A 21,023-nucleotide genomic window follows, 5' to 3' on the forward strand; every position below is an offset into this window, starting at 1 on the left:
GGCGGCGAGGTGGCTGCGGAGAGGCCCGAGGGTCAGGTCGAGGCGCTGCGCGCCGCGGCGGTGGACCCGATCGCACCCGTGCTCGTCCTGACCTCGAGCGACCCGGCGGAGCTCGCTCTCACCGCGAGCCAGTCGTTCTTCGCGAAGGCCCCCGTGGTGGTCCTGGCCGACGCGGACGACGCGACCGCGCAGGACGCCGCAGCGGCGGCCGCGCTCGAGCTGCACGCGCCGGTCCTGCTCGTGGGCGGGTCCATCGCCGACAGCGGGCTGGCCAAGGAGGTCGCACGTCTCGGGGCGGTCACCGCCGTGGTCGTGACGCCGGACCGGGCGCCGAACGTCGACGCGGCGGGAGTCGTGACGCAGGGAGCTGCTGCCGTGCCTGCGGTGTCGAGCGAGGACCTCGAGCAGGAGGCGAGGCGCGCTGTCGAGGCGATCGACCCCGCTCTCGACGCGGTCACGCTCGACGCGGGAGCACTCGTCGCGCGTGCGGACGGCGGTACCGAGATCGACGAGAACGACCTTGCCGAGGCCCGTGACCAGCTGCCCGAGACCGCGGCACCCCGCCTCCTGACGGAGGTGCTGGCGCTGGTCGACGAGGCTCCCGGGCAGACCGCCGCACTGGCGACCGCGCAGGCGGCGGGGGTGGTCCCGCTCGCGGTGGCCGGGGGAGACCCGCGGGCCACGAGCGCGTCGGTCCAGGCCATGGCGAAGGCCAAGGCGTTGGCCGTCGTCGGTATCGGTGAATCCTTCGGCACGGTCGAGGACCTCACGTCACGCGTGCGCGCCGCAGAGACGGGGGTGGAGCTCGCCGGGGGCGGGCAGCTCGTGTCCACGGGCAAGCGCTACGTGGTGCTGCCCTCGACCACCGTCCCGTCGACCCCGGCCAAGGCCGCCGAGATGGTCGCGAAGGCTGCGGCGCGTGCCGAGCCGTACGTCGAGGTCGCGACCGCGTCGGGAGACCGGACCGTGACCGTGCCGACGGTCGAGCTCGTCGTGACCGAGGCTTCGGGAGCCGCGGGCAAGGACGGCAACTACTCGACCGAGCTCGCCGTCGAGGCCGTGCGTCCTGCGGTGCAGGCCGCGCTCGACGCAGGGCAGCAGGTGCTGCTCGAGATCCAGCCCGGCCGGGCGTCGTTCGTCGACCAGGTCGAGCGGTACGAGGACCTGCTCGCGCTGCCCGGGGTGGGCGTCTCGCTCGATCTCGACGCTCGCCGCGCGGGCGGCGCGGTCAAGAAGGACGGAGAGGTTCCCGCGGAGGAGATCAACGCGGTCGTCTCGTACCTTGAGGGCTTCGTGAAGACCAAGGCGCTCCCGCAGAAGATGCTCGTCGTGCACGCCTCGAGCCCGAGGTCGGTGACCGACCTGGGGGCTCTCGCCGCGACGGGTGACGCGGTCGTCGTCGTGGTCCACTCGGACGTCGCGGGCTCGTACACCACGCGCAGCAAGGCGTGGGACGCGCTCACGGTCGGTGCGCCGGCAGCCCTGCGCTGGGGTCGGACCGATCTCGCGGGCGAGGTGACGCCCGAGCGGGCCGCGACCACGGAGCCCGTCGCCCCGGCACCTCTCGTCGTCGTCGTCGAGTAGGTCGGGCGCGCCGCACGACGCGCTTCTTGTTCCCGTCAGCCGGGCCGGTTACGGTATGTCGGCCAGTACAGACGAATCGATTCGACAGGGTCGGGTCGAGACAACCACGACGATGAGGTCCCGATGGTCGCCATCATTCCCCAGCCACTGCAGGTCGAGTCCCCGGCAGGGGGCGACGCGTTCCGGTTCGACGGGGCCGTCGTCGTCGCCGGCCCCTCCGCGGCCGAGCAGCGCGTCGCCGCGTACGCCGCCGAGCTCCTGACGCGCGCAGCGGGTACGCCGGTCACCGTCGCGGGTTCTCGGCCCGACGACGCCCCCTCCGTCGAGCTGCGTCTCGCCGAGGACGCGGGCCCCGTGGGGTCGACGAGCCCCGAGCGCTACACGCTCGACGTGAGCGGGTCGGGGGCCGTCCTGACAGCCGCCCAGCCGGTCGGGCTGTTCGACGCCGTCCAGACCCTCCGCCAGCTCGTGACCGAGGGCGAGCAGGGTGCCGAGGTGAGCGCCGTCGTCGTGCGGGACGCCCCCCGCTACGCCTGGCGTGGCCTCTCGTTCGACGTCGCCCGCAACTTCTTCCCCCTCGAGCAGCTCGAGCTCGTGATCGACGTCCTCGCGTCGTACAAGCTCAACGTCCTGCACCTGCACCTCACGGACGACCAGGGCTGGCGCATCGAGACGCCGTCGCGACCCGAGCTCGCGAAGCTCTCGTCCGACACCTCGACGAGCGGCAAGGCCGGTGGACACCTGAGCCTCGCGGACTTCCGCCGCCTGCAGGACTACGCGGCCGACCGCTTCGTGACCGTCGTCCCCGAGATCGACCTGCCGGGGCACACCAACGCCGCGACCGCGGTCTACGGCGAGCTGCGCGCCGACGGGCAGCGCACCGCGAAGTACGAGGGCATCGAGGTCGGGTTCTCGCAGCTCACCTACGACCTGCCCGCGACCGAGCCCTTCCTGCGCGACGTCCTCGCCGACGTCGCCGCGATCACCGACGGCGACTACGTCCACGTCGGCGGCGACGAGGCGCTGACGCTCGGTGCCGAGGAGTACGCGAAGTTCATCGCGCTGCTCGAGGAGATCGTGCTCGGCACCGGGAAGAAGGTCATCACCTGGCAGGAGGCCGCGCAGGCCGACACCCGACCCGAGACGCTGGTCCAGTACTGGGACACGCGCACCGACGTCGCGCCCTTCCTGGCCGCGGCCGAGCGCGGCTCGCGCTTCGTCATGTCGCCCGGCAACCACGCCTACCTCGACATGAAGTACACCGCCGAGTACCCGCTCGGACAGGACTGGGCCGGCCTGATCGAGCTGCGCACGGCGTACGACTGGGACCCGGCCGAGGTCATCCCCGGTCTGCCCGCCGACCAGGTCGAGGGGGTCGAGGCCGCGATCTGGACCGAGACCCTCTCGACGCAGGAGGAGCTGTTCAGCATGCTGCTGCCGAGGCTCTCGGCGACGGCGGAGGTCGCCTGGACCGCCCCCGAGCGCAAGGACTGGGAGGACTACCGTCGCCGCGTCGTGCGCGAGGCCGCGACGTGGCGCCGTGAGGGGCTCCCGTTCCACGAGACCCCGCAGGTCGACTGGTCGTAGCCGGACCGCGGCTGCTCGGTGCCGAGCATGCGGGCGGCGTCCGGAATCCCCAGGATCTCGACGCCGACCGCATGCTCGACCCCGGGCGGCACCGCTCGACCCCGCCCGGCACCGGGCGACCCCGGGACCCAAGGGCCAGGTCGGCCGAGACGGCCGGCTAGATCCAGCTCGGCAGCCACATGTGCAGACGCCAGAACCACTCGGGGACGTTCATGGCCGTCCAGATCGGGTAGAAGAAGATGCTCATGACCACGATCACCGTCATGAGCGCGGTCACCCCCCAGATCACCCAGCCCCTGGCCGCGAGGCGTTTCTCGGTCCGCTCGAGCAGGACCGTCACGACGTAGACCAGCGCGAGCACCACCCACGGGGTGAACACGATCGCGTAGAACGTGAAGATCGTGCGGTCCGGGTACGCGAACCAGGGCAGCCAGCCCGCGACGAGCCCGCTGAGGACGGCGGTGGCCCGCCAGTCCTTGCGCCACACCAGGAGCACGACGGTCGCGATGATCGCGAGCGCGGCCGACCACCACAGGACCGGGTTCCCGAGCGACGTGATGACGCGCGCGCAGTCGTCGTAGCCGCAGCCCGTGACGCCGTCGGACCCGTCGCGGTAGTAGAACGACGTCGGGCGCCACTGGACGATCCAGCCGATGGGCTTCGAGGCGTACGCGTGCTCGGCGCTGAGCCCGGTGTGGAAGTCCCACATCTTGAGGTGGTACTCCCACAGCGACCGCAACGCCTCCGGCAGCCACTGGACGCCCTCGCCGGGGTGCTGCACGGCCCAGTCCCGCAGGTACGCGCTGGGGGAGCGGAACCACGAGAACCACGTGGCCAGGTAGGTGAGGGCCGCGGTGGGCAGCATGATCAGGGCGGCCGGGACGGCGTCGAGCAGGAGCGCGTCCTCCCACCACCGCTTGATCCCGACGGCGCGTCGGGCGCTCGCGTCCCACAGCACCGACAGCAGGGCGAAGACCGCAAGGAAGTACAGGCCCGACCACTTGACCCCGCACGCCAGGCCGAGCGAGACGGCCGCGGCGAAGCGCCACCATCGCCACCCCAGCCAGGGCCCGTACCGGCCGATCTCCTGGCCCGACTCGAGGATCGCCCCCATCTTGTCCGCGAGCCGTCGTCTGGCCTGCTCGCGGTCCAGCAGCAGGAAGCCGAACGCGACGAGCACCCAGAACATGAGGAAGTTGTCGAGCAGCCCCGTGCGCGAGTGCACGATCGCCATGCCGTCGATCGCGAGCAGCCCGCCCGCGAGGATGCCCATCGCGGTCGAGGCGAACAGGCGGCGCGCGATCCGGGCAAGGAGGAACACCGCGAGCACGCCGATCAGCGCGGTCGAGATGCGCCACGACCACGGGTTCTCGGCGCCCCCGAAGAGCTCCATGCCGCCCGCGATCATCCACTTGCCCAGGGGAGGGTGGACCACGTAGTCGGGCACGTTCAGGAACGTGTCGACGTCGCCCGCCTCGAACGCAGGGTTGGGCTCGTCGGGCCACTTCGCCTCGAACCCGACCCGCAGCAGGGTGTAGGCCTGCTTGACGTAGTACGTCTCGTCGAAGACGAGGGTGCCGGGCCGGCCCAGGTCCCACAGGCGCAGCACGCCGGCGAGCACCGCGACGAGCGCGGGACCGAGCCAGCCCCACAGCCGGTCCTTGGACGTCGCCCCGAGCGCCAGACGGCGCGCGCCGAGCAGCGTGAGCAGCAGGCGGTCACGGGCGGGCAGGGCCGGGTCCGGTGCCTCGGCCGCCGCGGCCCGGGGTGTCGGGAACGGGTCGTCGGTCGCGGGGGCGGGGACGGCCGGCGTCGGGTCCGAGGAAGGCTGAGGCACGTCGGCCATCGTAGGACGTGGAACGCTAGGGGGTATGAGCAACGCCCGCCCCACGCCCGCGCCCACCCCCGAGTCGCCCGCCCCCCTGCCCGACGGCGCCGCACCGGTCCGGACCGCAGGGCACCCTGTCGAGGCGGGCGAGCAGGCGGGGGACGAGGCGACCGGGGCGAGCGACGTCGTCGGGCCGGAGGATCTCGATGCCCTGGACGACGAGACGTCGGGCGAGGCGCTGCCCGCCGGTCGCGGCGCCAAGGACGACGGGCACCTCGTCCTGGCCGCGACGCCCATCGGCAACGTCGAGGACGCGAGCCCGCGGCTGCGACGTCTCCTGGCGGAGTCCGCGGTCGTCGCCGCCGAGGACACGCGCCGCCTGCACGCGCTCGCCGCGCGCATGGGGGTCTCGATCGGCGGGCGCGTCGTGAGCTACCACGAGCACAACGAGGTCGAGCGTGCCGACGAGCTGCTCGACGTCGTCGAGGGCGGTGGCACCGTCGTGATCGTGACCGACGCAGGCATGCCGTCCGTCTCAGACCCCGGCTACCGCGTCGTGACCCGGGCCGTCGAGCGCGACCTGCCCATCACCTCGGCCCCGGGGCCCAGCGCGGTCCTCACGGCGCTCGCGCTGTCGGGGCTGCCGACCGACCGCTTCTGCTTCGAGGGCTTCCCGCCGCGCAAGCCCGGCGAGCGGGCGCGCACGTTCGCCGCGCTCGCGCGCGAGCCGCGGACCATGGTCTTCTTCGAGGCCCCGCACCGCATCGACGACACGCTCGCCGCGATGGCCGAGGGGTTCGGTGCCGACCGCCCCGCGGCCGTGTGCCGCGAGCTCACCAAGACGTACGAGGAGGTCCTGCGCGGCACGCTCGGCGAGCTCGCGGCCGAGGCTGCCGAGCGTCAGCTCCGGGGAGAGATCTGCGTCGTCGTGGCCGGGGCGCCCGCGCGCGAGGCCGTGTCCGTCGAGGAGCTCGTCGCCGAGGTCCTCGCCCGGGTCGCGGCGGGGGAGCGGCTCAAGGAGGCCGTCGCCGAGGTCGCGACCGCCGCGGGCGTGCCCAAGCGCGACCTGTACGCGGCGGCGCTCGCGGCCCGCAAGTGAACGTGTCAGAACGAGCGTGAACCCGAGGTCACGCTCGTTCTGACAACCAGGTGGGTCTGGATGAGGTGTCAGAACGTGCGTGAACCCGAGGTCACGCTCGTTCTGACACCACTCAGACGTCGCTCGACCGTGCCAGCTCGACCCCCGCCGCCGCGAGCTTCACCCGGGCCGCCTCACCGAGCTCGGCCGACACCGGGACCGTGAGGTCCGTCAGGACCCGCGTCGCGAGGCCCAGCGCGTGCGCGTCGAGCGCGGTCGCCAGGACGCAGTGCGACTCGGCGATCCCGACGACGTCGACCGAGGAGACACCGGCCTCCTGAAGGATCTGCGCGAGGGTACGGCCCTCGGCGTCGACCCCCTCGAAGCCCGAGTACGCCGCCTGGTACTCGCCCTTCTTGACGCTCGCGTCGGGGGCGAGGTCCGCGAGGGCCGGGTGCAGCTCGGCGTTCGGCGTGCCCGCCAGACCGTGCGGGGGCCAGGTGTCGACGAAGTCGGGGACCTCGGGGTCCGTCGCGAAGTGGTGGCCCGGGTCGACGTGCCAGTCCTGCGTCGTCACGACGAGGTCGTATCCCGCGCGTCGTCCGGCCGCGAAGACCGCGACGGCCTCGGCGACCGCGTTGCCGCCCTCGACCGCGAGCTCACCGCCCTCGCAGAACGTGGGCTGGACGTCGACGACGATCAGGGCGCGGCCCGAGGCCGGGGTGTCGGTGCTGGTCATGGCACCACTCTGCCACCGCCCGGCAGCGCGGGGAACGTCCGGTCGCGGTCCCGGCCCGCTCGGCGGGGGCGCGGGGTGCGGACGTCGGTGGCGGGTTGGTGGCGCGCGCCGAGCCCGTGGTTCGTAGGCTGGGTCGAGATCCGCCGGCGGACCTCGTCGGACGGTCCGAGCGAAGGAGCCCGAGGATGAGCACCACAGGCGCGACCGACCGCCCGACCCCGACCGAGCACGCGACCGAGCAGGCGCCGGCTCCGTCCGCGGGACCCTCACCGGGGGAGCGGCCCGTCGGGTACTGGCTCAAGCTCGTCGACCGGCTGATCGACCAGAGCTTCGACGACGTCTTCCTGCGCACGGGCCTCACCCGCCGCCACTGGCAGGTCCTCAACATGATCCGCGACGGCGTCTCGGACGCCACGACGGTCGACAGCGTCCTGTCGCCGTTCGCGACGCCCGGCGGTACCGGGGTGGCCACGGGCCAGGCAGCCGGGGTCAGCGCCGAGATCTCCGACCTGCGGACCCGAGGTTGGATCGCGCAGGGAGGATCGGGCTGGGAGGTGACGGTCGCGGGCCGGCACGCCTACCACGACCTGCTCGACGCCGTCTCGATCACGCGCGAACGGCTCGCCGAGGGCATCACGCGTGAGCAGTACGACCAGACGATCGCGACGCTCGAGCAGATGGCCCGCAACCTCGGGTGGGCACCGGGGACCTGAGGGCGGGGGACGGCCGGTACGACCCGGGCGGGACCTCGGGCCAGGCGGCCGAACCCGCGCGGACCGCCCCTGTGGATCGCGCCGCCGGGGGCACCAGGACCGCGTACCCTGACGGCGCGAGCCGCACCGGTCAGGAGGACGGTCCTGCCCGACGGCGCCGCTCACGGCCGCCGCCCACGAGACACCGCCGCCCGACGAGACACCGAGGACCGACATGCTTCACGACGAGGCCCTTCGCGCCGTCCAGGACCCGGCGGCCCCACCGGCCGTGCTCGCCCAGGTCGCGGCCGAGCACCCCGACCTGCGCCCGCGCGTCGCCGTGCACCCCGGTGCCTACCCCGACCTGCTCTCCTGGCTCGCCGGCTGGGGCGACCCGGCCGTCGACGCGGCGCTCGCGGCCCGTGGACAGGAGGAGGCCGACACGCCCCGGTTCGCCTCGCCCTACGCACCACGCGCCGTCACCGGTCCGGCGGAGGTCGGGCAGCAGTCCGCGCCCTACCCTGCTGCGGCCCACCCCGCTGCGCCGTCCCCAGGGGCGGCGTACCCGACCGCGCCGCACCCCGCCGCACCACAGCCCGCCACGACGTACCCCGGCGGGGCGCCCTACGCCGTCGGGCCGCAGGTCGTCGCCGCCCACGGGCCGCAGCCCTCGGCCCAGCGGCGGGCCCGCGTGACCCTGCTCGCCGTGCTCGCCGGCCTGGTCCTGGTGCTCCTCGTGGCGCTCGTCGTGTTCCTGGCCACGACCGGCGGGACGCCGTCCGCCGCACCCGCGGACCCGGCAGAGCAGGGCCAGGGCGCCTCGCCCGGCACCTCGCCCGCGCCCGAGGAGGGGTCCACGTCGGACGCCCCAGCGAACGCGACGCCCGACCACGGCCTCCTCGCCGGGGCGGGCGATCCGGCGGCCCCCGTGACGATCGAGGTCTACGTCGACTACATGTGTCCCATCTGCGGGCAGTTCGAGGAGATCAACGGCGCGGGGCTCACGGCCTTGCGGGAGGGAGGGAGCGCCCGTGTGGTCGTCCATCCCGTCGCGATCCTCGACCGCTACTCGCAGGGCTCGCGGTACTCGACGCGCGCGGCCGCGTCGGCGGCCCTCGTCGCCGACCGGGCCCCTGACGCGTTCCAGGACTTCCACGCCGGGCTCCTCGCGGGACAGCCGGAGGAGGGGACGGCAGGGCTGAGCGACGAGCAGATCGCGGACGTCGCCCGTGCGGCGGGCGTGCCCGCGGACGTCGTCGCCGAGATCGCCGACGGCGGCGCGTCCAGGTTCGCGAGCTGGGTCGCCGCGGCGACGGGGACCGCGACGGGGGACCCGGCCCTCGCGGGCCCGCGGGGCTTCGGCACGCCGACCATCGTGATCGACGGCGAGCGCTGGGAAGGGGACTGGACCGACCCCCAGGCGCTCACGCAGGCGATCGAGGGCGAGTCCGTCTGAGCCCGTCGTCCGCCTCCGCGGACCGGGCGACGGCCCGGCGCGGGGCAGGCGTACCCTGCCATGCATGCCACGCGAGATGGAGTTCCGCCGGATCCCCGGCCTGCCCCCGTACGTCTTCACGATCATCGACTCGCTCAAGCTCGAGGCGCGCCGCGCCGGGCGCGACGTGATCGACCTGGGCTTCGGCAACCCCGACCTGCCGAGCCCGCAGATCGCGGTCGACAAGCTCGCGGAGGCGGTCCACAACACGCGCAACCACCGCTACTCGGCGTCGCGTGGCATCCCCAAGCTGCGGCAGGCGGCGGCGGACATGTACCAGCGCCGGTTCGGCGTGACGCTCGACCCGGACACCGAGATCATCTCGACCATCGGCGCCAAGGAGGGCTTCAGCCACCTCATGTGGGTGCTGCTGCAGCCGGGCGACGCCGCGATCGTGCCGACGCCCAGCTATCCCATCCACATCTGGGGTCCGTACTTCGCGGGGGCCGACGCCCGCCAGGTCGCGATCGGTGACGGCACGGACGCGGCGGGCTACATCGACCGCGTGATGGAGTCGTGGGAGTACGGGTGGCCCAAGGCCCGGGTCGTGGTGCTGTCGTTCCCGCACAACCCGACCACGACCATCGCGACCAAGGAGGACCTGCAGCGCCTGGTCGACTGGGCGCGCGAGCGCGACGTGGTCCTGGTGCACGACCTCGCGTACGCCGACATGACGTTCGACGGCTGGCGTCCGCCCTCGATCATGGAGTGCGACGGGGCCAAGGAGGTCGCGGTCGAGCTCTACTCGATGACCAAGTCGTACTCGATGGCGGGCTGGCGCGTGGCGTTCCTCGTGGGGCGACCCGACGTCGTGGGGGCGCTCGCCAAGCTCAAGTCGTACCTCGACTACGGCACGTTCCAGCCCATCCAGATCGCGGCGACCGTGACGCTCAACGAGGCCCTCGACTTCCCCACGGAGGTCTCGGCGGTCTACGAGTCGCGCCGCAACACGCTGTGCGACGGGCTCGACCGCATCGGCTGGGACATCCACCGGCCGAAGGGCACCATGTTCGCGTGGGCGCGCATCCCCGAGCCGTACCGCGAGATGGGGTCGATCGAGTTCGCGACGCACGTGATCGAGGAGTGCGACGTCGCGGTCTCGCCCGGGGTCGGGTTCGGGCCCGGCGGGGACGGGTTCGTGCGGTTCGCGCTCATCGAGAACGAGCAGCGCACCGGCCAGGCGATCCGGAACCTCAAGAAGGGGCTGACGCGGCTGCAGTAGCAGCCGGCCCGACGGCGGGCCGCACCCGCGCGCCCGGGGGGAGCACCGCCGTCGGACGGGTCGTCCTGTCCTGTCCCGCCGCGCCGCGTGCCGCGGTGCACGATCGCTGCGACGATGAGCGAACCCGTCCCGGAGGTGAGGCGCCCGTGAGGCAGTCAGTGTCCGTCGTGCTGCTCGTGGCCGCGCTCGGGCTCACGGCAGCGTGCTCGGCGGACGACGTCCCCGGACCGACCGTGGTGACGCCGCCCCCGACGACCACCTCCTCGCCCGCCCCCGGCGGGGAAGCGGTCACGGTGGTCCCATCGGTCACCGCGACGGCGACGTCGCTGATCGAGGACCTGCCCTCGCCCTGGGGCCTCGCCGCGCTCCCCGACGAGCGGCTGCTGAGCACGTCGCGCGACGAGGGCACGGTGAGCGTCCTGGACCCGGACGCAGGCTCCGCGACAGCCGTGACGGGCGAAGGGGCCGACGAGCTCGCGTCCGGTACCGACCACGGGGGCGAGGGCGGGCTGCTGGGGGTCGCGGTCTCGCCGACCTTCTCGGCCGACGGCACGGTCGTGGTCTACCGGACCGGCGCGAGCGGCAACGAGGTGCTCCGGGGGGCCCTCGACCCGGTCACGGCCGAGCTGGGAGAGCTGACGACCGTCGTGGACGACATCCCGAAGGCGAGCAACCACAACGGCGGGCAGGTCGCGTTCGGGCCCGACGGGTTCCTGTACGTCGCGACGGGTGACGCGACCGAGTCGGGTGCGGCGCAGGACCCGGACTCGCTCGCGGGCAAGATCCTGCGGGTCACGCTCGACGGCGAGGCAGCCCCGGGGAACCCGGGCGGCTCGCGCGTGTGGAGCCTGGGGCACCGCAACGTCCAGGGCCTGGGCTGGGACGTGACGGGGCGGATGTTCGCGAGCGAGTTCGGGCAGAACACCCTGGACGAGCTCAACGTGATCGTCCCGGGCGGCAACTACGGCTGGCCCGACCGCGAGGGCACCCTCGGCGACGCCACCGCCTCCGACGGCTCGCCCTTCGTCGACCCGGTCGTCACCTGGCCCACGTCGGACGCGAGCCCGAGCGGCCTCGCGGTCCTGCACGACGCCGTGTACGTCGCAGGGCTGCGGGGCGAGCGCCTGTGGCGCGTCCCGTTCGCGTGGGCCCCCGACCAGTCGCCCGACGGCGGAGGCTCGCCGGCCGCGTTCGGCGAGCCGCAGGCGCTGTTCACGGGGGAGTGGGGGCGGCTGCGTGCCGTGGTCCCGTTCCCCTTCCGGCCCCAGGACCCGGACCGGCCGTGGGCGCTGCTCGTGCTGACGAACGAGACGGACGGGCGGGGGAGCCCGTCCGCGGGTGACGACCACCTGCTGCGGGTCGGCTTCGGGACGGGCTGAGCGGGTCCGGTCGCGGTCGACCGACGCGAGCGTCGCGGTCGCCGTGATCCTGGGACAGCGGCGCAGCAGCAGGGCCGAGCCAACTACGATGAGGACCATGCCTGACGCAGCCTCGGAGACCTTCTATCTCACGACCCCGATCTACTACGTGAACGACGCCCCGCACATCGGGCACGCGTACACGACGGTCGCGGCCGACGTCGTCACCCGCTGGCACCGCCAGCGCCAGGAGCCCGTGTGGTTCCTGACGGGGACGGACGAGCACGGTCAGAAGGTCATGCGCACGGCCGAGGCCAACGGCGTGACCCCTCAGGAGTGGGCGGACCGCCTGGTCGAGAGCTCGTGGAAGCCCGTCCTGCACACGCTCGACGCGCTCAACGACGACTTCATCCGCACCACGCAGCCCCGCCACACCGAGCGTGTACAGGCATTCATCCAGGACCTGTACAACAAGGGCGAGATCTACGCGGGCTCGTACGAGGGCCCGTACTGCGTGGGCTGCGAGGAGTACAAGCTCCCGGGCGACCTGGTCGACGGCACGGGCGAGTACGAGGGCCAGAAGCTCTGCCCCATCCACGGCAAGCCCGTCGAGATGCTCTCCGAGCAGAACTACTTCTTCAAGATGAGCGCGTACCAGGACCGCCTGCTCGCGCTCTACGAGGCGCACCCCGAGTTCGTCCAGCCGGCCAGCGCTCGCAACGAGGTGCTCGCGTTCGTCAAGGGTGGGCTGCAGGACCTGTCGATCTCGCGCAACACGTTCGACTGGGGCATCCCCATCCCGTGGGACACCACGCACGTGCTCTACGTGTGGTTCGACGCGCTGCTCAACTACGCGACCGCCGTCGGGCTGGACAGCGACGACCCCGAGCAGCAGGCCAAGTTCGCGGCCACGTGGCCCGCGAGCGTGCACCTCGTCGGCAAGGACATCCTGCGCTTCCACGCGGTGATCTGGCCCGCGATGCTCATGGCCGCGGGCCTGCCGCTGCCCACGACCGTCTTCGCGCACGGCTGGCTCCTGGTCGGCGGCGAGAAGATGAGCAAGTCGAAGCTCACGGGCATCGCGCCGAGCCAGATCATCGACCACTTCGGGTCCGACGCGTTCCGCTACTACTTCATGCGCGCCATCGCGTTCGGCCAGGACGGGTCGTTCTCGTGGGAGGACCTCTCGGCCCGCTACAACGCGGAGCTCGCGAACGGTTTCGGCAACCTGGCCTCGCGCGTCGCGGCCATGGTCGGCAAGTACTACGGCGGCGTGCTCCCGCAGGCAGGCCCCGCGGGCCCGGCCGAGCAGGCGCTCGAGCAGGTCGCCGCCCAGGCGGTCGCGGCTGCCGAGAAGGCGATCGACGCGCTCGCGATCCACGAGGCCATCAACGCGGTGTGGACGCTCGTGGACGCCACGAACCTGTACCTCACCGAGCAGGAGCCGTGGAAGGTCGCCAAGGCCGACGAGGAGAAGCTGCCCGACGGCGGATCGGCGCAGGAGGGCCGTCTCGCCACGATCCTCGTCACGGCCGCCGAGGCGCTGCGCTCGCTCGCGGTGCTGCTCCACCCGATCACCCCGAAGGCCGCTCAGGCGCTGTGGGAGTCCTTGGGCGCCGCGGCGCCGCTCGGTGCGCTCGCGGTCCAGCCCGTCGACGGCGCCGCGCGCTTCGGTGCGTTGCCCGCGGGGACCACGGTCACCAAGGGTGCGTCGCTGTTCCCGCGGCTCGAGGACCCGGTCGTCGAGGGCGCCTGACCGTGGCCCGCAAGCGTGAGCGCGGCTGGCCGCCTGCCCCCGAGGCGCTGCCGCTGCCCGTGGTCGACGACCACACGCACCTCGAGTCGATCGCGGGCGTCCTGCCCGACGTCGACGAGGAGGGGCGCCCGGTGCCCGTCCCGACGGTCGAGCAGCACCTCGAGGACGCGGCCCGGGTGGGCGTGGACCGCATGGTCCAGGTCGGCTGCGACCTGCCCTCGGCGCGGCTGACCGACGTCCTGGTGCGCGAGCACCGGGCCCTCGTCGGCGCGATCGCGATCCACCCCAACGAGGCGACGCTGCACGCGGGCGTCACGGAGGTCGGCCCTGACGGGCTGACGCCGTCGCCCGAGGCGCGCCACGCCGTCGGGCTCGACGACGCGATCGCGGAGATCGCCGCGATCGCTCGCGGCAACGACCGCATCCGGGCGATCGGCGAGACGGGCATGGACCTGTTCCGCACGGGTCCCCAGGGCGCGGCGGTCCAGCGTGAGTCCTTCCGCGCGCACGTCGCGCTCGCCAAGGAGCTCGGGCTCCCGCTCCAGATCCACGACCGCGACGCGCACGCCGAGGTCCTCGAGGTGCTCCTCGCCGACGGCGCCCCCGAACGGACCGTCTTCCACTGCTTCTCGGGGGACGCCGAGATGGCGAGGCTGTGCGCCGCGCAGGGCTGGTACCTGTCGTTCGCGGGGCCCGTGACGTTCGGCGCCAACGACGAGCTGCGCGCGGCTCTCGCGGCGGTCCCGCTCGCCCAGGTGCTCGTCGAGACCGACGCGCCCTACCTCACGCCGCACCCCTACCGTGGACGACCCAACGCCCCCTACCTGCTGCCCCACACGGTGCGCAAGGTCGCCGAGGTCACGGGTGTACCGCTCGTCGACGTCTGTGCACGGCTGAGCGCGACCGCAGAGCAGGTCTACGGCCCCTGGTGAGCCGGGGCCGGCGCGGGGCGCGCCGCCCGTAGGCCAGCGCGTCGGTGACGACGCGCCGGACGGACTTCCCCCGGAGGTCACGTATCCATTACGGTCTGCATGTCCGTGATGCCCGGTGCGTCGCGAGCAGGTATGCGAGCAGAACGGAAGGTTCACGTGGTCGGTCGCGCGAGCACCCCCAGGGACACCTTGACGGGCAGGCGGCGGCTCGTCGCGCAGGCGGCGATCCTCGCGACCGTGGTCGGTGCGACCGGCGTCTTCGCGCTCGCCCACAAGTCGGTCACGATCGATCTCGACGGCGAGGTCCGCACCGTGAGCGCCTACGGCTCCACGGTCGGTGAGCTGCTCGCCTTCCAGAAGATCGCGGTCAAGGAAGGCGACATCGTCGAGCCCGCGACCACGGTCGCGGCGAGCGACGGGGGCACGATCGTCGTCCGCACGAGCCGCGAGGTCTCGCTCGAGCTCGACGGCGAGCCGCAGACCTTCGTCACGACGGCCAGCACCGTGGGCGAGCTCATCAGCGCCCTCGGACCGCGCGCCGAGGGCGCCAAGACGTCGGCGTCGCGCTCTCAGGCGATCGGCCGCGAGCAGATCCGCGTCTCGACGCTCAAGACGGTCCACGTCGCGGTCGACGGCGGGATCGTCTCCGCGACCACGGCCGAGGCGTCGGTCCAGGGGGTCCTCGACCATGCAGGGATCGTCCTGGCCGAGGGCGACGCGGTGTCGGTACCGCTCGGCGCCGCGGCGGTCGACGGCATGCTCATCCTGGTCACTCGTGCAGCGCAAGGGGCGGCGACCGTCACGGAATCGCTGCCCTTCGCCACCGAGGAGGTCAAGGATCCCTATCTGCCGCAGGGGCAGCGCAACGTCCGGACGTCCGGCAAGGTCGGCGAGGCGATCACCACGTACGAGATCCAGACGGTCGGAGGCGCCGAGGTCTCGCGGACGGTGCTCGAGCGGACGGTCACGCGCGAGCCGCGCACCGAGGTCGTCGTGGTGGGCACGCTCGACCCGTCGACGATCAAGGTCGACCCAGGTTCCTCCAAGGCGATCGCCAAGTCCCTCGCCGCTCAGCGCGGGTGGGGTGACGACCAGTTCGCGTGCCTCGACCTGCTCTGGACGAAGGAGAGCAAGTGGAACGCGACCGCGGAGAACCGGTCGAGCGGTGCCTACGGCATCCCGCAGGCGCTCCCTGGGTCGAAGATGGCCAGCGCGGGAGCCGACTGGCGGACCAACCCCGCGACGCAGATCACCTGGGGCCTGGGGTACATCGAGGGCCGCTACGGCACGCCGTGCGGGGCCTGGAGCCACTCGCAGGCCAAGGGGTGGTACTGACCTCCCGGGAGTGAGCCCGGGAGGGCGGACCTGTGAAGGTTTCACCCGGGTACGCCGCCTGAGGCCCGTGACATAGGCGGAGAAAACCGGACAGAGCGACGCCTCGACCCGTGTCGCAGGGTTGGCACTGCATAACGGATCGGTTACGGTCAACTGTCGCGCGCTGCTGCCCGTCCTGTCGTCACCCGCTCATCACCGGGTGCCCAGGACCGGAGGGTGCGCGTCCTGCTGTGGTCCTGAGCACCGGGCCGTCGGCGGAAACGACAGCCGGATCGGTCGTTTCGGAACCAGCGGTGGGACACCCTCGGGTGACCTGCCCCGACGCTCCTCGGAGTGACGGGACCGCCGGTGGCGCACCGCGTCGCCCGAACTCCGTGCCCGGGAGGCTCGACGACTGGACTCGAGTGAACAACCCCCTGAACCGGTCCGCGAACGCGGCCAGCCCCCCTGCCCCCACTTCTTCCACCTCTGATGGTGTCGAGGCTGATGTCTCCGCCAGTTCGGCTGCGACGCGTCGTCGTCGGTGGCCCTTGATCGCTGGTGCGACTGCTGTCGCGCTCGTGGCGACCGGTGCGGTTGCCTATGGTTCGGCCAAGAAGACCGTCGAGCTCGATGTCGATGGTGAGATCACGACGGTGAGCACGTTCGCCGGTTCGGTCGAGGGTCTGCTCGCCGAGGAGGGTGTGCGGGTCACGGACAAGGACCTGATCGCCCCGGCGGGGGACTCTGCGCTGAAGAACGGTGCGGACGTCGTGGTGCGGTACGGCCGTCAGGTCACGGTGCAGACCGATGGTCAGCAGAGCGACGTGTGGCTCACCGCTCTGGACGCCGACGAGGCTCTGGACACCCTCGCGGGACGTGGCGCCGACGTGCGTCTGGTCGCCTCCCGCTCCACCGCCGACGGGCGCGCGGCGCTGCCGTTGCGCCTCGACGCGAACGGACCCGTCACGGTCGTCGCGGACGGCCAGACCACGACGGCCCCCGACGGCAGCATCGGGGTCAACTCGATCCTCGACCAGCAGGGTGTCGTGCTCGGTGAGCACGACCGCGTCTCGGTCGCCCGCGACGAGGCTGCGGACCCCGCGGTCTCCCTCGTCGTCCAGCGCGTCGCCGTGAGCGACGTCCCGACCGCCACGCCGATCCCCTTCGAGACGGTCACCGAGCAGGACGCGAACCGCTTCGCGGACCTGGACCCGGTCGTCAAGCAGGAGGGTGCGGAGGGCGTCTCGACCAAGGTCGAGACCATCACCACGGTCGACGGCGTCGAGGAGTCCCGCGTGCTGGTCTCGGACGGCGTGACGGCCGAGCCGGTCGCCAAGATCGTGGTGCAGGGCACCAAGGAGCGCCCGAAGGCTGCTCCCGCGCCCAAGCCGGCCGCCACCCCGAAGGCGAGCGCGCCCGCTGCGGCCGCTCCCGCTCCGGCGGCGGCTCCGAGCACGGTGGGCGGCGACGTCTGGGCCGCGCTCGCGAAGTGCGAGTCGGGTGGCAACCCCGCGACGAACACCGGTAACGGCTACTACGGCCTGTACCAGTTCTCCGCCGGCACGTGGAAGTCGATGGGCGGCTCCGGCCTCCCGTCGCAGGCGTCCGCCGAGGAGCAGACGATGCGCGCCCAGATGCTCCAGGCGCGGTCGGGATGGGGCCAGTGGCCCGCCTGCTCGAAGAAGCTGGGCCTGCGCTGAGCAGCAGGACGGCCTGACGGGACCTGAGCCCGACGTCGAGAGGGTGCGGTGCGCAGCGAGAGCTGCGGGGCCGCACCCTCTCGCCGCGTCCGGTGGGGGTGAGGGCTCGCGTCGAGCAGTCTCGTGCCCGGTCCGGCGACGGTCCGTGCGGTCCGTGCGGTCCGAGAGGTCTGCGCGGTCTGCGGCCGGGGTCCCGCTTCGTCCTGTGACGTGTCCCGCACACCACCCGATCGACTTGGTTCCCCATAACGAATCGGTTACGGTCGAGTGTCTCGCGTGCAGAGCTCACCAGAGTGTGATCGCCGCGGGTGGCGCCGACCGGGAAGAAGCCCCGGGGTGCCCAGACCGCCGGATCGGCTGGTCGAGAACCCGGAGCGACGCCGTCGCCTTCGCGCCCTGCGCGGACCGGGGAGAGCCCGTCGAGGAGCCCATCGACCCCCCGTGCCCGGACAGCTCGACGACTGGACCCCGAGTGAAGAACCTCTTCAGAACCACCGTGAGCGCCCAGCGCGCGGCGCGTCACTCCACCCCTGTTCCTTCCACCTCTGATGGTGTCGAGGCTGATGTCTCCGCCAGTTCGGCTGCGACGCGTCGTCGTCGGTGGCCCTTGATCGCTGGTGCGACTGCTGTCGCGCTCGTGGCGACCGGTGCGGTTGCCTATGGTTCGGCCAAGAAGACCGTCGAGCTCGATGTCGATGGTGAGATCACGACGGTGAGCACGTTCGCCGGTTCGGTCGAGGGTCTGCTCGCCGAGGAGGGTGTGCGGGTCACGGACAAGGACCTGATCGCCCCGGCGGGGGACTCTGCGCTGAAGAACGGTGCGGACGTCGTGGTGCGTTATGGGCGTCAGGTGACGGTGCAGACCGATGGTCAGCAGAGTGACGTGTGGCTCACGGCTCTGGACGCCGACGAGGCTCTGGACACCCTCGCGGACCGTGGCGGCGACGTGCGTCTGGTCGCCTCCCGCTCCACCGCCGACGGACGCCCCGCGCTCGGCGTCAAGCTCGACGCGGACGGGCCCGTCAACGTGGTCGTCGACGGCCAGACGCTCGTCGCACCGGACGGCTCGATCGGGGTCGACGCGATCCTCGACCAGCAGGGTGTCGTGCTCGGTGAGCACGACCGGGTCTCGGTCGCCCGCGACGAGGCTGCGGACCCCGCGGTCTCCCTCGTCGTCCAGCGCGTCGCCGTGAGCGACGTCCCGACCGCCACGCCGATCCCCTTCGAGACCACGGTCCAGGAGGACGCCAACGTCTACAAGGACGAGGCGCCGACGGTCGCCCAGGAGGGCGCCGAGGGCGTGCACACCGTGGTCGAGCGGATCACCGTGGTCGACGGCGTCGAGGAGTCCCGCGAGGTCGTCTCGGACGGCGTGACGGCCGAGCCGGTCGCCAAGATCGTGGTGCAGGGCACCAAGGAACGCCCGAGCGGCCCCGCGGCGGCCGGGTCGGCACGCGAGATCGGGCGCCAGCTCGTCGCGGCCCGCGGTTGGGGCGGCGACCAGTTCCAGTGCCTCGACAGGCTCTGGACCAAGGAGAGCAACTGGAACTCCTCCGCGACCAACCCGTCGTCGGGCGCCTTCGGGATCCCGCAGTCGCTGCCGGCGTCGAAGATGGCCTCGGCGGGTGCCGACTATCGGACCAACCCCGCGACCCAGATCACCTGGGGCCTGAACTACATCGCGGGCAGCTACGGCACCCCGTGCGCGGCCTGGAGCCACTCCCAGGCGAAGAACTGGTACTGAGCCCCCACCCACGGCGAAGCCCGCTCGGCAGAGGGGACGCACCTGCTCACCCGGTAGGCTTCCCTGCATGAACGACACCCCCAGCGCCCTGCTCGGTCCGGCACAGATCCGCGACCTGGCAGGGCGTCTGGGTGTGCGGCCCACCAAGACCCTCGGGCAGAACTTCGTGCACGACGGCGGCACCGTCCGCAAGATCGTCAGGACGGCCGGGATCGGGGCGGGGGACCGCGTGGTCGAGGTCGGCCCCGGGCTCGGTTCGCTGACCCTGGGGCTGCTCGAGGTCGGTGCGAGCGTGGTCGCGGTCGAGATCGACCCGCCGCTCGCGCAGCAGCTCGCGGCGACCGTGGCCGTCCACCAGCCCGATGCGGCCGAGCGCCTCACGGTCGTGGCCGCCGATGCGCTCGACGTCACCGAGCTCCCGGGCGAGGCGCCCACCGCGCTCGTCGCCAACCTGCCGTACAACGTCGCGGTCCCCGTCCTGCTGACGTTCCTCGAGCGGTTCGACTCGCTGCAGCGCGTCCTGGTCATGGTCCAGGCAGAGGTCGCGGACCGCCTCGCGGCGCCGCCCGGAAGCCGGACCTACGGCGTGCCGTCGGTCAAGGCCGCCTGGTACGCCTCGGCCTCTCGGGCCGGGACGGTCGGGCGCAGCGTGTTCTGGCCGGTCCCCAACGTCGACTCGGCGCTCGTCGCGCTCGACCGCCGCGAGCCCCCGACGACGACGGCCACGCGCGAAGAGGTCTTCGCGGTCGTCGACGCGGCCTTCGCCCAGCGCCGCAAGATGCTGCGCTCGGCCCTGGCGGGCATCGCGGGGTCGTCGGCCGCGGCGGTCGACGCGCTCGAGCGCGCGGGCGTCGACCCCACCGCGCGCGGCGAGAGGCTCACGGTCGAGGAGTTCGCACGCATCGCCGAGCAGCTTCCGCTCGTCCGGGCCGAGGCCGCGGCTTCCGCAGGCGAGCACCCGGACCGACCTGGCACAGTGGACGCGTGAGCTCCCACCTGTCCGCTGCTCCTCCCGTCGCCGTGCGGGTGCGGGCGCCCGGGAAGGTCAACCTGTCGCTGCGGGTCGGGGCCCGCCAGGACGACGGCTACCACCCCCTCGTCACGATCTTCCAGGCGGTCTCGCTGGCCGAGGAGGTCGAGGCGACCCTCGCCGCCCCCGGTGCGGGCATCTCGTTGACGGTGTCCGGTGCTCAGGCGGAGCGCGTCCCGGTCGACGAGACCAACCTCGCGTGGCGTGCCGCGGAGTCGTTGGCGCGGTACACGGGAGTCGATCCCGACGTCCGGCTGCACCTGCACAAGGGCGTGCCCGTCGCGGGGGGCATGGCCGGGGGGTCCGCCGACGCCGCCGCCGCGCTCGTGGCGTGCGACCTGCTGTGGGAGACCGGGCTCTCGCGGGCCGAGCTGTCCGACCTCGCGGCCGGCCTGGGCTCGGACGTGCCGTTCGGGCTCGTCGGGCACACGGCCGTGGGCACGGGACGGGGGCACCTGCTGACCCCCGCGATGTCTCGCGGTGAGTTCCACTGGGCGTTCGCCGTGCGCGACGAGGGCCTGTCCACCGCCCAGGTCTTCCGGACGTTCGACGAGGTCGTGGGCGGGACCCCGGACGTCGAGCTCTCGGACGACACCGAGCTCATGCAGGCGTTGCGCGCCGGGGACCCGGTAGGACTGGGCCGTGCGCTCCACAACGACCTGCAGGCCGCGACGCTCGCGCTGGCCCCCGAGCTCGGGCGGACCCTGGAGGTCGCGCGCGAGGCGGGTGCGCTCGGCGTGATCGTCTCGGGTTCGGGGCCGACGATCGCGGCCCTCGCCCGCAGCAGGCAGCACGCGCTCGCGATCGCGGCCTCGTGGACGGCGGCTGGCGTCGCGGACTCGGTGCACTGCGCGACGGGCCCGGCGTCGGGCGCGCGCGTCCTGTCGTCCTGACCTGCGGCGTCGGCGCCCGAGCGCCTCGGGCAGCTCCGCCCGGCGAGGACGGGTCCTGGCCCTCGCGG

Annotated in this window: 16 protein-coding genes; 14 read left to right on the top strand and 2 right to left on the bottom strand. The window is 72.9% G+C overall.

What is annotated here, in order from left to right:
- Positions 1-9: 9 nt before the first annotated feature.
- The gene (locus JOD49_RS15660; RefSeq protein WP_205307990.1) at positions 10-1,584 is read left to right on the top strand and encodes a hypothetical protein; all 1,575 of its coding nucleotides are present in this window, start codon (positions 10-12) and stop codon (positions 1,582-1,584) included.
- A 123-nt stretch (positions 1,585-1,707) separates the two neighbouring features.
- Entirely contained in the window at positions 1,708-3,171 is a 1,464-nt protein-coding gene (locus JOD49_RS15665; protein ID WP_205307991.1) for a beta-N-acetylhexosaminidase, read from the top strand.
- Between the two features lie 157 nt (positions 3,172-3,328).
- Here the strand turns inward: JOD49_RS15665 and JOD49_RS15670 are convergent, their stop codons facing one another.
- Positions 3,329-5,017 (bottom strand): dolichyl-phosphate-mannose--protein mannosyltransferase, encoded by a 1,689-nt coding sequence (locus JOD49_RS15670; protein ID WP_205307992.1) that lies wholly within the window; start codon positions 5,015-5,017, stop codon positions 3,329-3,331.
- 25 nt (positions 5,018-5,042) lie between these two features.
- Here JOD49_RS15670 and rsmI point away from each other — a divergent pair, with 25 nt between their 5' ends.
- Entirely contained in the window at positions 5,043-6,098 is a 1,056-nt protein-coding gene (rsmI, locus tag JOD49_RS15675) for a 16S rRNA (cytidine(1402)-2'-O)-methyltransferase (RefSeq protein WP_307822580.1), read from the top strand.
- A 112-nt stretch (positions 6,099-6,210) separates the two neighbouring features.
- On the opposite strand, the gene JOD49_RS15680 is transcribed toward rsmI, so the two are convergent.
- The gene (locus JOD49_RS15680; protein ID WP_205307993.1) at positions 6,211-6,816 is read right to left on the bottom strand and encodes an isochorismatase family protein; all 606 of its coding nucleotides are present in this window, start codon (positions 6,814-6,816) and stop codon (positions 6,211-6,213) included.
- A gap of 185 nt (positions 6,817-7,001) precedes the next feature.
- Here JOD49_RS15680 and JOD49_RS15685 point away from each other — a divergent pair, with 185 nt between their 5' ends.
- The 11 genes from JOD49_RS15685 (at position 7,002) to JOD49_RS15735 (ending at position 20,955) form a co-directional block, all read left to right on the top strand.
- Positions 7,002-7,529 carry a winged helix DNA-binding protein gene (locus JOD49_RS15685; protein ID WP_205307994.1) on the top strand — a complete coding sequence of 176 codons (528 nt, stop codon included), beginning with the start codon at positions 7,002-7,004 and terminating at the stop codon, positions 7,527-7,529.
- A gap of 214 nt (positions 7,530-7,743) precedes the next feature.
- The gene (locus tag JOD49_RS15690; RefSeq protein WP_205307995.1) at positions 7,744-8,964 is read left to right on the top strand and encodes a variant leucine-rich repeat-containing protein; all 1,221 of its coding nucleotides are present in this window, start codon (positions 7,744-7,746) and stop codon (positions 8,962-8,964) included.
- A gap of 64 nt (positions 8,965-9,028) precedes the next feature.
- Positions 9,029-10,225 (top strand): aminotransferase class I/II-fold pyridoxal phosphate-dependent enzyme, encoded by a 1,197-nt coding sequence (locus tag JOD49_RS15695; RefSeq protein WP_205307996.1) that lies wholly within the window; start codon positions 9,029-9,031, stop codon positions 10,223-10,225.
- A 146-nt stretch (positions 10,226-10,371) separates the two neighbouring features.
- The gene (locus JOD49_RS15700; protein ID WP_307822581.1) at positions 10,372-11,604 is read left to right on the top strand and encodes a PQQ-dependent sugar dehydrogenase; all 1,233 of its coding nucleotides are present in this window, start codon (positions 10,372-10,374) and stop codon (positions 11,602-11,604) included.
- A 97-nt stretch (positions 11,605-11,701) separates the two neighbouring features.
- Positions 11,702-13,339, top strand: a complete 1,638-nt coding sequence (gene metG / locus JOD49_RS15705) for a methionine--tRNA ligase (protein WP_205307997.1) — start codon at positions 11,702-11,704, stop codon at positions 13,337-13,339.
- A gap of 2 nt (positions 13,340-13,341) precedes the next feature.
- A complete protein-coding gene (locus tag JOD49_RS15710; RefSeq protein WP_205307998.1) occupies positions 13,342-14,271 on the top strand; it encodes a TatD family hydrolase in 930 nt (309 codons plus the stop codon).
- Between the two features lie 156 nt (positions 14,272-14,427).
- Positions 14,428-15,606 carry a resuscitation-promoting factor gene (locus tag JOD49_RS15715; protein WP_307822582.1) on the top strand — a complete coding sequence of 393 codons (1,179 nt, stop codon included), beginning with the start codon at positions 14,428-14,430 and terminating at the stop codon, positions 15,604-15,606.
- Between the two features lie 530 nt (positions 15,607-16,136).
- The gene (locus JOD49_RS20305; protein WP_275588980.1) at positions 16,137-17,288 is read left to right on the top strand and encodes a resuscitation-promoting factor; all 1,152 of its coding nucleotides are present in this window, start codon (positions 16,137-16,139) and stop codon (positions 17,286-17,288) included.
- A gap of 607 nt (positions 17,289-17,895) precedes the next feature.
- Positions 17,896-19,032, top strand: a complete 1,137-nt coding sequence (locus tag JOD49_RS15725) for a resuscitation-promoting factor (RefSeq protein WP_239525234.1) — start codon at positions 17,896-17,898, stop codon at positions 19,030-19,032.
- Positions 19,033-19,099: 67 nt separating this feature from the next.
- Positions 19,100-20,020 carry a 16S rRNA (adenine(1518)-N(6)/adenine(1519)-N(6))-dimethyltransferase RsmA gene (rsmA, locus tag JOD49_RS15730; protein ID WP_205308001.1) on the top strand — a complete coding sequence of 307 codons (921 nt, stop codon included), beginning with the start codon at positions 19,100-19,102 and terminating at the stop codon, positions 20,018-20,020.
- A complete protein-coding gene (locus JOD49_RS15735; RefSeq protein ID WP_205308002.1) occupies positions 20,017-20,955 on the top strand; it encodes a 4-(cytidine 5'-diphospho)-2-C-methyl-D-erythritol kinase in 939 nt (312 codons plus the stop codon). Before rsmA ends, JOD49_RS15735 begins: the two co-directional genes overlap by 4 nt.
- The last annotated feature ends 68 nt before the right edge of the window (positions 20,956-21,023 follow it).

The organism is Oerskovia jenensis (assembly GCF_016907235.1).
Taxonomy (GTDB): domain Bacteria; phylum Actinomycetota; class Actinomycetes; order Actinomycetales; family Cellulomonadaceae; genus Oerskovia; species Oerskovia jenensis.

What these genes read in the sequence shown, in the direction of transcription:
- JOD49_RS15665 (WP_205307991.1), top strand. Translation starts at nt 1,708, where the DNA reads ATGGTCGCCATCATTCCCCAGCCACTGCAGGTCGAGTCCCCGGCAGGG.
- JOD49_RS15670 (WP_205307992.1), bottom strand. Translation starts at nt 5,017, where the DNA reads ATGGCCGACGTGCCTCAGCCTTCCTCGGACCCGACGCCGGCCGTCCCC.
- rsmI (WP_307822580.1), top strand. Translation starts at nt 5,043, where the DNA reads ATGAGCAACGCCCGCCCCACGCCCGCGCCCACCCCCGAGTCGCCCGCC.
- JOD49_RS15680 (WP_205307993.1), bottom strand. Translation starts at nt 6,816, where the DNA reads ATGACCAGCACCGACACCCCGGCCTCGGGCCGCGCCCTGATCGTCGTC.
- JOD49_RS15685 (WP_205307994.1), top strand. Translation starts at nt 7,002, where the DNA reads ATGAGCACCACAGGCGCGACCGACCGCCCGACCCCGACCGAGCACGCG.
- JOD49_RS15690 (WP_205307995.1), top strand. Translation starts at nt 7,744, where the DNA reads ATGCTTCACGACGAGGCCCTTCGCGCCGTCCAGGACCCGGCGGCCCCA.
- JOD49_RS15695 (WP_205307996.1), top strand. Translation starts at nt 9,029, where the DNA reads ATGCCACGCGAGATGGAGTTCCGCCGGATCCCCGGCCTGCCCCCGTAC.
- metG (WP_205307997.1), top strand. Translation starts at nt 11,702, where the DNA reads ATGCCTGACGCAGCCTCGGAGACCTTCTATCTCACGACCCCGATCTAC.
- rsmA (WP_205308001.1), top strand. Translation starts at nt 19,100, where the DNA reads ATGAACGACACCCCCAGCGCCCTGCTCGGTCCGGCACAGATCCGCGAC.